Raw genomic sequence first — 14046 nt, forward strand, 5'->3', positions numbered from 1 at the left:
GCAAACGAGTGCGGCAACGTAAAAACCGGCCATCATCCATTCAGCTTCACTCACAGTCGTTCTCCTTGCAAAAAATCGCGGCGTTTGCAACCGCGCATTGATACGTTTGCGAACCCTTCTGGCCTGATTTACGGCACGAACGCGCAAAGGTTTAGCGTCGAGTGAAATACCTGGCGTTGCGCTCGCGTTAAGAGACAATGCAAAGAAAATGAGCCCGTGATCCGACCGGTCGTTCGAATTGCAGTCGCGTTGAAAGCTGCCTGCAACGCATTGGGCGTATCGTGCTGAAAATTCTTACGTGTGCCGCGTCCACTCAAACAAAATGAAACTGACCCGCCGAAAATTCGTCGTGATGAGCGCCGGAGCAAGCGCCTCTCTCTGGCTCATTCGCGCCGATGCCGCAGCCGCGCATCTAAACGAGACCGATCCCGCGGCCGCGGCAGTCGGCTACAAAGAAGACGCCGCGAAAGTGGATAGGACGAAGTACCCCAACTTCGCAGCCGAGCAGTCGTGCGGCAACTGCTCGCTCTTTCAAGGCAAATCCACCGATGCATGGGGCGGCTGCACACTTTTCGGCGACAAACTCGTGGCAGGCAAAGGCTGGTGCGCCTCCTACACGAATATGTGAGCCAGCCGCCCGGTCAACGTACCGAATACCCCGCGAAGCGCCAACTGTTGTCCGGATCGAGAATGAAAGTGACGATCTCGCGTGACGACTTCTGCGCCTGACTGAATTGCGTATCGAACGTGACGGTGATGTACGAGCCCGCAGGCATGTTGCCCGTGCCATCGAAACGAAGGTGCCTGACACCCATCGGCATACGCATGCCGGCCGCACCGAGCGCGGCGCGATCATTCGTAACCTTCTTCACGAAGTCGTCGCGCGTAATGACTTTCCGGGCCAGCGGCGAGGAAAGATCCCAGATATCGCCCGCCTTGTTTTCATCGACCATCTTCACGATAGTCGACGCCACTTGCGCGATATCCTGATCTTGCTTGTCGAGTTGCGCCTGCTGCTCGCGGGTAAGCGCGTGCGGCGCTTGAGCGGTCTGCGGTGCTTGTTGTGCCTGCTGCGCCTGGCACGCCCCGGCAAACGATATCAGCGAAACAACGAAGAGAACTAGTTTGAAGCTTGCTTTCATCGGGCGGGCCGTGGTGCGTGTTTCATGGAAGAGATTGTATCGCGCGGTTTCGTCACGATAATAAGAGATACTGAGTTTCTAAATTTCAAACCCGCACGCAAATAAAAGGAGGGTGACTGAAACTCGAGTCACCCTGGATCTGCGACGACGCTGGTTACTTCACAATCTCTCCGTTGCGCGTCACGTCCACCGCGGTTGCGGCCATGTACGTGGCAAGCACGCTGTCGCCAACCTTGAGCTTGTCGAGCGAAACATCCGGCGATACCTTCATGGTCACCACCCGCTTCGGACCCGCAAGCGTGACTTCACGCGTCTGCGGATCGATCTTCTGCACCACGGCCACCACCTGCACGCCCGACGTCGACACCACCACGCCCTCCGATGCCGGCGATGTCTGGCTCGCGCTCACCCGCGAACGCACGCCTTTCGGATCGACCTTGTCCGCGGACATCAACACCGCGCCACGGTACTGAATGTGCAATTCATCGCCCACTTTCAGCTTCTTCACATCCGCAATCGACGGATCGACAGCGATGACCTCTTTGTCACCTCGCGCGCCCTGAATCTCCACGCTGTTGGTATCGGCGAAGACATGTGTGATCTTGGCCGTTGCCTCGACGACAGCCGCATCGCCAATAGCCGGGCTGGCGTTCACTGCCGCAGCCGCGCCTGACTGAGCCTTGTCGTTGGCATGAGCGAAAGGCGCGCCAAGAAGAAGCGCGCTCATCGCGATGGATGTGGAAACGAGTCGAACGAAACAAGAACTGCGTTGTTGCATGCTTTGCTCCAGACAAAAATCCAGGCCACCATGACCCGAACAAAACCGTATCGTCGTTTCCGACAAAAAGGCGCGCGCGGTTCAAGTGATCGCGCGACAAAATCGCATGCTTTGAATTTAAAGTCCTGAGGGTTGCTAAGCAAGCCGGAAACGCCTCATCTTTGAGCAGGTGTGAAACATTTGGTAGAAGTGCGTAAGAAAAGAGATCGTCGATGGTTGCCGGACCGCAAACACATCAAGCAAAAAGAATTCGGCGCGCCCTTTCCTTTCTCAAAGCTTACGAAAACCCGTCGTAAATTATTTATTTTCTTAGTCCGTCAAGGCGTAATGTTCTGTTGTTGCAGAGGCGCGCAGGCGTTCTCCCGTGCGCACCCGAAGACCCACCATCGGAGCACACTTGATGAGTACCGCCTTTCCCGCTTCACATGCGGCCGAACAAAGCGCCACGTCCAATATGTCGGGCCGGCGCGCCATCGTCGTCTCGACCATTGGCAATGCGCTCGAATGGTTCGACTTCATGGTCTACGGCTTTTTCGCCGTCATCATCGCGAAGCTGTATTTTCCGGCAACCAATCCGACCATCTCGCTGCTTGCCACTTGGGCGACGTTCGGCGTGGGTTTTCTTACGCGGCCGCTCGGCGGCATCGTGCTTGGCGCCGTCGCCGATCGCGTCGGGCGCAAGTCCGCGCTCACGCTGACCATTTCGTTGATGGCGGTCGGTATCGCGATCATCGCCTTCGCGCCGACTTATGCGGCAATCGGCGTGGCCGCGCCCCTGCTCATGCTGCTCGGCCGCCTGATACAAGGCTTTTCCGCCGGCGGCGAAGTCGGCTGCGCGACGGCGTTTCTCGTCGAATACGCGCCCTCGAACCGGCGCGGTTATTTCGGCAGTTTCCAGATGGTCGCGCAAGCGGCTGCGAGTCTGTGCGGCTCGCTCTTCGGCGCGGTGCTTACACGCACGCTTTCGCCGGAACATCTCACTAGCTGGGGCTGGCGCGTGCCGTTCGTGCTCGGACTGATGATCGTGCCCGTGGGGCTCTATTTGCGCTCGAAGCTCGATGAATCGCCAGTGTTCGTCGAAAAAGCGCAAAAGAACGAGCTCTCGGCGCGGCCTATCCGCGATACCGCCACCAAGCACTGGATGCCCGTGCTCGCGGGCTTTGGGCTGACGGTTTTCGGCACCATCGGCACATACATCTTTCTGCTGTATCTGCCGACGCATGCAACGCGCGTACTGCATCTCGCGCTCACCGACGGTCTCATCAGTTCGAGCATCGGCGCGCTGGTGTATCTCGTCTGCTGCCCAATTTCCGGCAAGCTGTCCGACCGCGTGGGCCGCAAGAAGCTGATGACGGGCGCGCTCGTGCTGTCGCTCGTCACGGCGTATCCGATCTTCGCGGTGCTGACCGCGCATCCGAGCCTGCCGATGCTGATCGCCTGCCAGGCGGTGCTCATGATGTATCTCGGCATCTACCAGGGCTGCTATCCGGCGTTCATCTCGGAGTTGCTGCCATCGAGCGTGCGTTCGACGGGCATTTCGGTGAGCTACAACGTCGCGGTAATGATCTTCGGCGGCTTTGCACCCGCCATCGTGCAATGGCTGACGATGACCACCGGCGACGCGCTCTCCATCTGCTATTACGTGATGTTCGGCAGCGCGGTCGCGCTTGCGACCATCCTGCCGCTGCGCGACCGCTACAGCGACGCGCTGCGCTAAGTGCCGGTGCTCAGTGCCAAGCGCGGCCACGAACCCGATCAGCGCCCGCTCATTTCGGGTATCTTCATGGCACGCCACGCGGACGCACTTGCCGGAGACGTCCACGCATGCGGATCGCAGCCAGACCGGCGCACGCCTCAAGCCGCTCAAGGCCGCGCGAGGCCAGTAAAGCCGCTTAAGTCAGGCTTAAGAATGCGCCCCTAAGCTCTAATCTGACCGATCCACCCCTCCTTCTGGCCGCGTAAGCGGCCAATTTTTTTGGACCGACGCAATGCAATTGATCGTGCGCCTGCTCGTGATCGTCGTACTGCTGGTTGTGTTTTGCACGGCCGGCGCATTTGGCCTCTCCGTGATCGCGCGTATCTTCATGCCTCATTGAAGGCTGGCGCGCATCGAATCGGGCAATTCCATTCGAGCCAGTTCACCGCGTTTTGCTGTCGCCGACGCCAGCCAGCGCCGGGCCTCTCGCAGAATCGTTCAACCGAATAGCACGCGTGTGCCTTCGGGCACGCTTCGTGCGGCCAACGCTTTCGAAACTCAAGCGCGGCCGGCCTTCACGTGCTCCTTCTGTAATGACCGGACCGCTGCCTATACTGGCTGAGTGTCGTCCTGGCGTCATCGTTCCTGCTTCGCCGCTCGCGTACGCGCTGTTCGAACGTCCTGCCGCATCGCGCAGACCCTCGCCGCGTCGCCATCTTGCGCCGCTTTCACGAGCGCGCATCGACACACTCTCGCCGCATCCCGTTGCACTTCCAGGCACTGCTGTCATACCCAGGAGAACGCTCGATGCAACATCCAGTCCCCCAATCCACGAACGAACGAGACAGGGCCAAGCGCGCCGCGACGCGCGTCCCTGGCGCCGACGTCGTCTCGCAGCCGCAAATGCAAATGCAGGCCGCGCAAGCCACCGCCGACGTGCTCGCGCCGCCGCCAGCAAGAACCGGCGACGCTAGCGTCAGCTTCAATCTCACCGTCAACGGCCAGAGCCACGCGCTTTCGCTCGATCCGCGCACGACGCTGCTTGATGCGTTGCGCGAACATCTGCATCTCACCGGCACGAAGAAGGGCTGCGATCACGGTCAGTGCGGCGCATGCACGGTGCATGTGAACGGCCGCCGCGTGAACGCGTGCCTGTGTCTTGCCGCCGCGCACGACGGCGACGCCGTGACGACCATCGAAGGCATCGGCGAAGTCGAGGACATGCATCCGCTGCAGGCCGCATTCGTGGAATGCGACGGCTATCAGTGCGGCTACTGTACGGCCGGTCAACTCATGTCGGCGGTGGCGCTGCTCGACGAACCCGTCGGCACGAGCGACGACGACGTGCGCGAAGCGATGAGCGGCAACCTGTGCCGCTGCGGCGCGTATCAGAACATCGTCATGGCGATCCAGTCCGTGCGCGGCAACAAGGCTTAAGGAGAGCGCCATGGAAATGTTCACGCTTTCCCGCGCGCGCGACTTGCGCGACGCGATTGCGGCGGGCGCGTCGGCGCATACCGCGCAGCAAGGCGCCGAAGTGCGCTTTCTCGCGGGCGGCACGACGCTGCTCGACCTGATGAAGCTCAATGTCGAAAAGCCCTTGCGGATTATCGATATCAGCCGTCTGCCGCTCGATCATATCGATGCCACCGATGACGGCGGCATGCGCATCGGCGCGACCGCGCGCAATTCGGACCTCGCGCACCATCCGCTCATCAAGGAGCGCTATCCGGTGTTGTCGCAGGCGGTGCTCGCGGGCGCGTCCGTCCAGTTGCGCAACATGGCGACGACGGCCGGCAATCTGCTGCAACGCACGCGCTGCGTCTATTTCCGCGATACGACTTCGCCCTGCAACAAGCGCGAGCCTGGCAGCGGCTGTTCCGCGATTCATGGCTTCAATCGCACGCAGGCGATTCTCGGCACGAGCGACACGTGCATTGCGAGCAATCCGTCGGACATGAACGTGGCGCTCGCCGCGCTCGAAGCGACCATCCACGTCGAAGGCGCGAAGGGCCAGCGCGCGATTCCCATCGACGCGTTCTACGTCCTGCCCGGCGACACGCCCGAGCGCGAGAACGTACTCGAAGCCGGCGATCTCGTCACGCACGTCAGCCTGCCCGCGCCGGTGGCAGGCGCGCGTTCGGTGTACCTGAAGTTGCGCGACCGGGCGTCGTATGAATTCGCGCTGGCGTCGGCGGCGATTGTCGTCGGTGTGAAGGACGGGCGCATCGCGCATGTGCGCGTGGGACTCGGCGGCGTGGCGACGAAACCGTGGCGCTCGCGCGAAGCCGAACAGGTTTTGCAAGACGCCACGCCCGACGAAGCGAGTTTTCGCCGCGCCGCCGATGCCGCCCTCGCCGATGCGAAGCCGCAAAGCGAAAACGGCTTCAAGGTGGAACTGGCGAAGCGCTGCATCGTGCAGGCGTTGAAACTTGCCACCCAGGCATCCTGACACCGACCGAGGAACCCGCCCATGTCCACCGCACCCGACACCACGTCGTCCTTCATTGGACGACCCCAGTCGCGTATAGACGGACCGCTGAAGGTTTGCGGCCGCGCGACTTACACCTCAGACGTCGATCTGCCCGGCATGCTGGTTGCCGTGCCGGTTGGCAGCACCATCGCGAGCGGCAGGATCACATCGCTCGAATTCGCGGCCGCGCAGGCCATGCCCGGCGTGAAGCTGATTCTGCATCGCGGCAATATCGGCAAGTTGTATCGCATTCCCGGCAATTCGTTCGAAGAAGGTTATACCGATGAACAACGTCCGCCCTTCGAAGACGACGTGATCCGCTATTACGGCCAATACGTCGCGTGCGTGATTGCCGAAACCTTCGAAACAGCGAGCGCGGCGGCGGCCGCGATCAAGGTGAGCTACGACGTCACGCCGCACGACGTCAGCACGGCCCTGACCGCCGCCGAAGAGCCGAAGGTCGCGAGCGAGCGCGGCGATGCCGCGAGTGCTTTCGACGAAGCGCCCGTGAAAATCGACGAGACCTACGTGACGCCCGTCGAGACGCACAATCCGATCGAACTGCATTCGACCATCGCGCATTGGAACGGCGACAGCTACACGTTCTACGAGACGAGCCAGGCGGTGTCGAACCATCGCGGCACGCTCGTGCAGATGCTCGGCGTGCCGAAAGAGAATGTGCGCGTGATCTCGCGCTACCTCGGCTCGGGTTTCGGCGGCAAGCTGTGGATGTGGCCGCATTCCCTGCTCGCGGCGGTCGCGACGAAGCAGACCGGGCATCCGGTCAAGCTCGTGCTGAGCCGCAAGATGATGTTCCAGAACGTGGGACATCGGCCGACGACGCAACAGCGCGTGCGGCTCGCGGCCACGCAAGACGGCAAGCTCGTGTCGCTGCGGCATGATTTTCTGAACCACGCCGCGCTCGCCGACGAATACGCCGAAGACTGCGGCGAAGCCACGCCGCAGATGTACAGCACGGCCAATTTGCGCGTGACGGGCGGCGTCGCGAAGCGCAACGTCGGTTCGCCCACGTCGATGCGCGGTCCAGGCGCGGTGCCCGGTCTCTACGCACTCGAATCGGCGATGGATGAACTCGCGGTCGCCTTGAAGATCGATCCGGTGGAATTGCGGCTGCGTAACGAACCCACCGTCGATGAAAGCAGCGGCTTGCCGTTCTCGTCACGGCATCTCGTCGAATGTCTCAAGACTGGCGCGGAGAAATTCGGCTGGGCGAAACGCACGCCCGAGGTCGGGTCCATGAAGCGCGATGGCTTGACGCTCGGTTGGGGCGTCGGCGCATGCAGTTGGCCTGGCTTGCGCTTCTCGGCGGAAGCGGCGGTCGATCTGCGCGCGGACGGCACGGCGCGGGTTGCGTGCGGCACGCAGGATATCGGCACCGGCACGTACACGATCCTCGCGCAGCTGGTGGCCGAGCACACGGGCATTGCGCTACGCAAGATCGAAGTCGGTCTCGGCGATACGGCCTTGCCCATCGGCCCCATTTCCGGCGGCTCGGCGGCGACGGCATCCGTGATTCCGGCGGTGTCGGATGCCGTGCGCGCGGCGGTGAAGATCGTGCTCACACGTGCATCGCAGGCGGAAGGATCGCCGTTCGCGGGCGCGAAGCCGGACGATCTCGCGTTGAGTGGCGCACGCGTGCATCGCAAGAACGAATCGGCGGAAAGCGGCGTGCCTTATACGCGGATCCTCGAGTTGTCGAACATGCATGCGGCATCGGGGAGCGGCAGCGCAAAAGGCGGCTTCGACGATCCACTCAAGAAGAAGTGGTCGATTCACTCGTACGGCGCGCATTTCGCCGAAGTGACCTGGGACGCGGCGACGGCGCGCTTGCGCGTGAGCCGCGTGGTGACGGTGATCGACGGCGGCAAGATTCTCAATCCGCGCGCGGGACGCAATCAGGTGGAAGGCGCGGTGGTGATGGGCGTCGGCATGGCGCTCTTCGAGCATACGATCTACGACGAGCGCAGCGGCGCGCCGATCAACAGCAATTTCGCGGATTATGTCGTCGCCACCAACGCGGATACGCCGAAGCTCGACGTCACCTTCCTCGATCATCCGGACACCATCTTCAACGAACTTGGCGCACGCGGGATCGCGGAGATCGGGCTTGCCGGGATCGCGGCGGCGATCACGGGCGCGGTCTATCACGCAACCGGCGTGCGGGTGAGAAAGCTGCCGGTGATGATCGAGGACTTGCTGGAAGCGGCTGTGTGAGTCGATGCACGGTGATGGCCCGGTCTTTCGAGACCGGGCCTTTTCCTTGGCCTTCGATCGGAGGAGAACAAGCAGGCCGTACAATCGATGAAGTGACTCCTGCCCGAAAACTCTAAACGTCCAATCTTCAAACGTGCCCTCGATCCGCCCCGACAATCTTTCCGACGACGAACTCAACCAACTCGACGACTTCCTCGCATCCGTTGGTCCGAACGCGATGAACGTCGAAATGGTCGATGGCTTCTTCGCTGCCCTGGCGTGTTGCCCGGACCTCATCAAGTCCAGCGAATGGTTTCCTGAAATCTGGAACACCGATTTCGAGTTCGATAGCGAACGGCAGGCAACCGAAATCACCGGATTGCTGATACGCCACTGGAATGTCGTCGTGGGCGAACTGGCGCGTACGCTCGATAGTTCGCATCATTACGAGCCTGTGCTCGAAGAAGACGAGAGCGGCGTGGCGAACGCGAACGACTGGGCGCATGGCTTCATCCGTGGCGTCGGCATGCGTGCCGAAAGCTGGAGCAGCCTGCTCAGGGACGACACGCGCGCGCGTTTGCTGGCTCCCGTGCTGGCCTTGCATCACGAACACGACGACAACCGCACCTTGCAGTCGCTTTCCATCGAAAACGAAACGCGCGATGGACTGATCGGCCAGATGTGCGAGAACCTGAGCACGATCTACCGGTTCTTCGAGCCGCAGCGAAAGGCGCGGGCAGCCGGTCTCTCTCCCATGCCATTGAAGCGGCTGGAGCCGAAAGTCGGACGCAACGACCCGTGCCCGTGCGGCAGCGGCCGCAAGTACAAGCAGTGCTGCGGCGGCAATCTTCCAACGCTGCACTGATGCGCGGGCCAATCGTCTTCCGGCGCCGTTGCGTACGCACCGGAAGGCGTTCCGTATGAAGCCCACAGCGCCCACGCTTGCCGTTTCGAACAGCGACCCGCCGTCAATCCGCGCTACCATATTGCCCAGCCCGCCCAAAAACCCCTGAAGCATCGTTCAGCCGGAGTGCCCATGACCGACATGACCCAACAACACGGCCTCAAGGTCGCCACGAGTCTCGCCAAGTTCGTCGAAGAAGAAGCCATTCCCGGCACGGACGTCGATACTGCTTCCTTCTGGAAAGGCTTCGACGCCCTGGTGCACGATCTCGCACCGAAGAACCGCGCGTTGCTCGCCGAGCGCGACCGCCTGCAGACCGAACTCGACAACTGGCATCGCGGCAATCCTGGCCCGGTGCGCGACCTGCGCGCGTATCGCAAGTTTCTGGAAGAGATTGGCTATATCGTGCCCGCGCCTGCCAGCGTGCGCGCAACGACCGCCAATGTCGATCGCGAAATCGCCGAACAGGCCGGTCCGCAACTCGTCGTGCCGCTGTCGAATCTGCGCTATGCGCTCAACGCCGCGAACGCACGCTGGGGCAGTCTGTATGACGCGCTGTATGGCACCGATGCCATCGACGAAAGCGACGGCGCCGAGCGCACGGCCGAGTTCAATCCTAAGCGCGGCGCGAAAGTAATCGCCTATGCACGCGCCTTTCTCGACGACAATGCGCCCCTCGCGCACGGCTCCCATGCCGACGCCACGAAGTACAGCATCGAACAGGGCAAGCTCGTCGTCACGCTGAAGGACGACAAGAGCCGCCTCGCGAACCCGGAACAGTTCGCGGGCTTTCAGGGCGATGCCAGCGCGCCCCACGCCATCCTCCTCAAGCATAACGACCTGCATGTCGAGATTCAGATCGACGCCGATCATCCCATCGGCAAGACGGATGGCGCGCATGTCAAGGACCTGCTGATGGAAGCGGCGGTGAGCACGATCATCGATTGCGAAGATTCGGTGGCCGCCGTCGATGCCGCCGACAAGACCGCGCTCTATCGCAACTGGCTCGGTCTCATGCAGGGCAATCTCGCCGAGCAGGTGACGAAGAACGGCAAGAGCTTCACGCGCAGCCTGAACCCCGACCGCGAATACACCGCGCCCGACGGCTCGACGCTCAAGCTGCATGGCCGCTCGCTCCTCTTCATCCGCAACGTCGGGCACCTGATGACCAACCCCGCCGTGCTCGATCGCGACGGTAACGAGATTCCCGAAGGCATTCTCGACGCGGTGATGACCACGCTCGGCGCGCTGCACGACCTCAAGAACAAGATCAACTCGCGCACTGGCTCCATCTATATCGTCAAGCCGAAGATGCACGGTCCCGCCGAAGTGGCGTTTTCGGACGAGCTTTTCACGCGCGTCGAGGACCTGCTCGGCTTGCCGCGTCATACCATCAAGATGGGGATCATGGACGAGGAACGCCGCACCAGCGTGAACCTCAAGGCATGTATCGCGGCGGCGGGCGCGCGCGTCGCGTTCATCAACACGGGCTTTCTGGATCGCACCGGCGACGAAATGCATTCGTCGATGGAAGCCGGCCCGATGATGCGCAAGGGCGACATGAAGTCGTCCGCATGGATTGGCGCATACGAGCGCAACAACGTGCTCGTCGGGTTGAACACCGGCTTGCGCGGCCGCGCGCAGATCGGCAAGGGCATGTGGGCGATGCCCGATCTCATGCACGCCATGCTGCAGCAGAAAATCGCGCACCCGAAGGCGGGCGCGAACACGGCGTGGGTGCCTTCGCCCACGGCGGCCACGCTGCATGCGCTGCATTACCATCAGGTCGATGTGCAGCACGTTCAGCAGGACATGGAGAGCATCGACTACGACGGCGTGAAGAACGAACTGCTGGATGGCCTGCTGACCATTCCGGTGGTCGACAAGCCGAGCTGGTCGGAAGACGACATCAAGAGCGAGATCGAGAACAACGCACAGGGCATTCTCGGTTATGTGGTGCGCTGGGTCGATCAGGGCGTGGGCTGTTCGAAGGTGCCGGACATTCACGATGTCGGCCTGATGGAAGACCGCGCCACCCTGCGCATTTCGAGCCAGCACATTGCGAATTGGCTGCGGCATGGCATCGTCACGGAAGAGCAGGTGAGACAAACGCTGGAACGCATGGCCGCCGTGGTGGACCAGCAGAACGAAGCAGACCCGCATTATCGTCCGATGGCGCCGGCATTCGACAGTTCGTATGCGTTCAAGGCGGCGTGCGCGCTGGTGTTCGAGGGTCGTACGCAGCCTAGCGGGTATACGGAACCGTTGTTGCATAAGTTCCGGCTGGCAGCCAAGCAGACGGCTTGAGTTGCTTTGGATGAAGGGCCGCTTGGCGGTCCTTCGTCGATTAGTCACTTACGCAACGAGAGTTCGGCTGAAGGTACTTAGGTTGCATTCATCGGCGTCAGACCTTGTTCAAAAGCGGTCGATGTTATCGACGCATGGCGCCCCGAAGCGCTCGCCCGCGATTTCCCCTTAAGCCCATCCGATCATGATGAACTTGATGCATTGGCGTTTGCTGGTGGCCGTGGCGGATGCGCGATCTGTCTCGAAGGCCGCCGCACAGGTCGGCGACTTCGGTGTGGCGGACGCCTACCTATACACGATACTGTCGTGGCTGCCGCACTTCTCAATAGACATCGAGCGCTGGAAGTCGCTCGCACGCTTTGTGGACCGGATCGGCGCACGCCCTGCGGTGAAGGCCGCGCTTGCCGCTGAAGAGGCGTCGCCCGTCGTATGATGCGCGCATCGCGCTCGGATCCGGTGAAAGAATTGAGATCCGGCGATCCATCCAAAAGCGGCAGACAGCCGAAACGTCAGCCACATAAACCCACAACTACTGCTCCGACCAGAGCTTCCCCGCCGTCGCCCAGTTCTCGCGCTTCACATCCGTCAGAATGATATCCACGGAGCCCGGCTCGCAGCCGAGCGTCTCGCAAGTCGTACGCGTGATCGCCTCGACGAACTTGCGCTTCTCCTCCGCCGTGCGGCCTTCGAACAGTTGAATATTGAATGTCGGCATGCCGTCGATCTCCTTTGAGTTGAACCTTCATTCCCGATACGACGGGTCGATGCGCTCGAGCTTGCGCAGCAGCGCAGGCCATTCGAGTGCGCCTTCGATCGCATCGTCATCGTGCAATTGTGCGGCCGTGCGCGCGACGACATCCGGATTCGGCACGATCATCTTGCCCACGCCCGCCAGCGCGCGCAGCTGAATATCGCACGCCTTCACGAGCATATCCATCAGCACGTAAGCCTCGGCGATGGTGCGCCCAAGCGTAAGCGGCCCGTGATTGCGCAAGAGCATAGCGCGATGCGCGCCGAGACTCGCAACCAGCCGCTCGCCTTCCGCCGGCGAAAACGCGAGGCCTTCGTAATCGTGGTACGCCAGGTGCCCGTGAAAGCGCATGGCATGTTGCGAGCCGGGCAGCAAACCGTGCGGTTGCGCGGACACGGCGATCGCTTCGCGCACGTGAAGATGCATCACGCAAACGGCATCGGCACGGGCGGCGTGCACCGCGCCATGCAGCGCGAAGCCGGTCGCGTTCACGGGATGCGCGCTCGCGCCGATCACGTTGCCATCGATATCGATCTTGACGAGATTCGACGCCGTGACTTCGTCGAAGGAAAGCCCAAACGGATTGATCAGGAAGCGGCCGGGCTCGCCGGGAACGCTTGCCGAGATGTGCGTATAGACGACATCGTCCCAGCCGTTGAGCGCGACGAGCCGATACGCCGCCGCCAGATCGGCGCGCGTCGCCGCTTCGGCCGCCGAACGCGGTCCGCTTTCCGCGATGCGGCGCTCAGGCGTGTGGGTGAACGACATGTGAGTCTCCTTTATCGACGAGAGCGGGCGCTGCCTGCATGCGATGCGACTTGTCCGTATGCGCCTCGAGACGGCGCGCCATGCAAAGCACCGTCCACGACGCCAGCACGAAAGGCGCGGTCAACGCGGCGACGCCCAGGCAATCGATCACGCGCTCGAACAACACCGATGCGACGATCGCCAGCAGCGCATAGCGGCCGCCGAGCGGCGCGGCGGCCAGCGCCGCGAGCGCCGCATTGAAACCGCATGCACCGGAGAGCGCGACGGCATCGCTTGCGCCGCCGAGTGCGTGCAGAAACGCGCCGAGTACGCTGCCCGCGAGCGCCCACGCCGCACGCGACGGCCCGGCGGCAAACAGCCCGATTGCGATGAGCGCACCGGCCAGCGCGCCGGTCGCGAAGACAATCGGCGCGAGGCCCGCGAAAGCCGCCTCCAGCATGGAAACGAAGCCCGTCGCGACGGGCGGAATCGCGCCTGTATCGCCGCGCCCGGCCAGAAACGGCAGCCAGCACCAGGTCACGATGATCGCCGGGCTGGAGAAGATCGGCAAGCCAAAGCGCATGAGTTTGCCGGCGAGCGCGGGGGCGATGAGCGTCGCGGCCATCGCCGCGACAATGGCCACAGCCGCCGCCTGCGATGCATCGCCGATAAACGTGAACGCCGCGAGCGCGGCCAATGCGCCGTTGAAACCGTAGAGATCGTCGCGCATGGCGGGTGAATCCGCGTCTTGCGTGATGACGGTAATGACGTTGCCCGTCAACGCGCCGATAAGCAGACCGCACGCGAGCCGGGGATTTGCGCACAGCAGCGCGACGAAGATGCAGACGCCCGTCGCGGCATTGCGCTGCAGGACGATTTGCCCGATGCTGCGGGCAAAGCTCGTGATTTGATCGCCGAAACTGGCGTTGGTTTGGATGGCGGCGGACATGCGTGGCGGCGGAAACGGCTTGAGGAGCCGCCAGCATAAGACAAGGTGCGCGCGCCGTGCGACGGCGGGCCGTATAGCGGGTATG

At 62.4% G+C, this 14046-nt stretch carries 13 protein-coding genes; 8 read left to right on the plus strand and 5 right to left on the minus strand.

Translation table 11 applies throughout. The features are described from left to right. Positions 1 to 322: 322 nt before the first annotated feature. Positions 323 to 628: a high-potential iron-sulfur protein gene (locus tag P9292_RS04635; RefSeq protein WP_309958189.1), complete on the plus strand. Its 306-nt coding sequence runs from the start codon at positions 323 to 325 to the stop codon at positions 626 to 628. Positions 629 to 641: 13 nt separating this feature from the next. Here P9292_RS04635 and P9292_RS04640 read toward each other — a convergent pair whose 3' ends face one another. Both P9292_RS04640 and P9292_RS04645 read right to left on the minus strand, forming a co-directional pair. Continuing rightward, complete coding sequence (locus P9292_RS04640; protein WP_309846833.1) at positions 642 to 1142, minus strand: DUF4019 domain-containing protein; 501 nt, start codon at positions 1140 to 1142, stop codon at positions 642 to 644. A 154-nt stretch (positions 1143 to 1296) separates the two neighbouring features. Continuing rightward, on the minus strand, positions 1297 to 1920 hold the full coding sequence (locus tag P9292_RS04645) for a copper-binding protein (protein WP_250510948.1): 624 nt from the start codon (positions 1918 to 1920) through the stop codon (positions 1297 to 1299). A gap of 400 nt (positions 1921 to 2320) precedes the next feature. Here P9292_RS04645 and P9292_RS04650 point away from each other — a divergent pair, with 400 nt between their 5' ends. From P9292_RS04650 to P9292_RS04680, 7 genes are all read left to right on the plus strand, one after another. Beyond that, on the plus strand, positions 2321 to 3637 hold the full coding sequence (locus P9292_RS04650; RefSeq protein ID WP_244830951.1) for an MFS transporter: 1317 nt from the start codon (positions 2321 to 2323) through the stop codon (positions 3635 to 3637). 786 nt (positions 3638 to 4423) lie between these two features. Further along, complete coding sequence (locus tag P9292_RS04655) at positions 4424 to 5053, plus strand: (2Fe-2S)-binding protein (protein WP_409015124.1); 630 nt, start codon at positions 4424 to 4426, stop codon at positions 5051 to 5053. Between the two features lie 10 nt (positions 5054 to 5063). Further along, a complete protein-coding gene (locus P9292_RS04660; protein WP_309958192.1) occupies positions 5064 to 6068 on the plus strand; it encodes a xanthine dehydrogenase family protein subunit M in 1005 nt (334 codons plus the stop codon). Between the two features lie 21 nt (positions 6069 to 6089). Beyond that, positions 6090 to 8324, plus strand: a complete 2235-nt coding sequence (locus tag P9292_RS04665; protein ID WP_309958194.1) for a xanthine dehydrogenase family protein molybdopterin-binding subunit — start codon at positions 6090 to 6092, stop codon at positions 8322 to 8324. Between the two features lie 133 nt (positions 8325 to 8457). Further along, a complete protein-coding gene (locus tag P9292_RS04670) occupies positions 8458 to 9168 on the plus strand; it encodes a UPF0149 family protein (RefSeq protein ID WP_250469195.1) in 711 nt (236 codons plus the stop codon). Positions 9169 to 9339: 171 nt separating this feature from the next. Further along, positions 9340 to 11514: a malate synthase G gene (locus P9292_RS04675; RefSeq protein ID WP_250510945.1), complete on the plus strand. Its 2175-nt coding sequence runs from the start codon at positions 9340 to 9342 to the stop codon at positions 11512 to 11514. A 184-nt stretch (positions 11515 to 11698) separates the two neighbouring features. Next, on the plus strand, positions 11699 to 11947 hold the full coding sequence (locus P9292_RS04680) for a hypothetical protein (RefSeq protein WP_309846816.1): 249 nt from the start codon (positions 11699 to 11701) through the stop codon (positions 11945 to 11947). 96 nt (positions 11948 to 12043) lie between these two features. On the opposite strand, the gene P9292_RS04685 is transcribed toward P9292_RS04680, so the two are convergent. The 3 genes from P9292_RS04685 to P9292_RS04695 are packed head-to-tail and all read right to left on the minus strand — an operon-like array spanning position 12044 to position 13961. Further along, positions 12044 to 12229 (minus strand): 4-oxalocrotonate tautomerase, encoded by a 186-nt coding sequence (locus P9292_RS04685; RefSeq protein ID WP_016347879.1) that lies wholly within the window; start codon positions 12227 to 12229, stop codon positions 12044 to 12046. Positions 12230 to 12256: 27 nt separating this feature from the next. Next, entirely contained in the window at positions 12257 to 13033 is a 777-nt protein-coding gene (locus tag P9292_RS04690; RefSeq protein WP_250469192.1) for a class II aldolase/adducin family protein, read from the minus strand. After that, the gene (locus P9292_RS04695; protein WP_309958197.1) at positions 13011 to 13961 is read right to left on the minus strand and encodes an urea transporter; all 951 of its coding nucleotides are present in this window, start codon (positions 13959 to 13961) and stop codon (positions 13011 to 13013) included. Before P9292_RS04695 ends, P9292_RS04690 begins: the two co-directional genes overlap by 23 nt. Between the last annotated feature and the right edge of the window lie 85 nt (positions 13962 to 14046).

This window comes from Caballeronia sp. LZ001 (assembly GCF_031450875.1).
Taxonomy (GTDB): domain Bacteria; phylum Pseudomonadota; class Gammaproteobacteria; order Burkholderiales; family Burkholderiaceae; genus Caballeronia.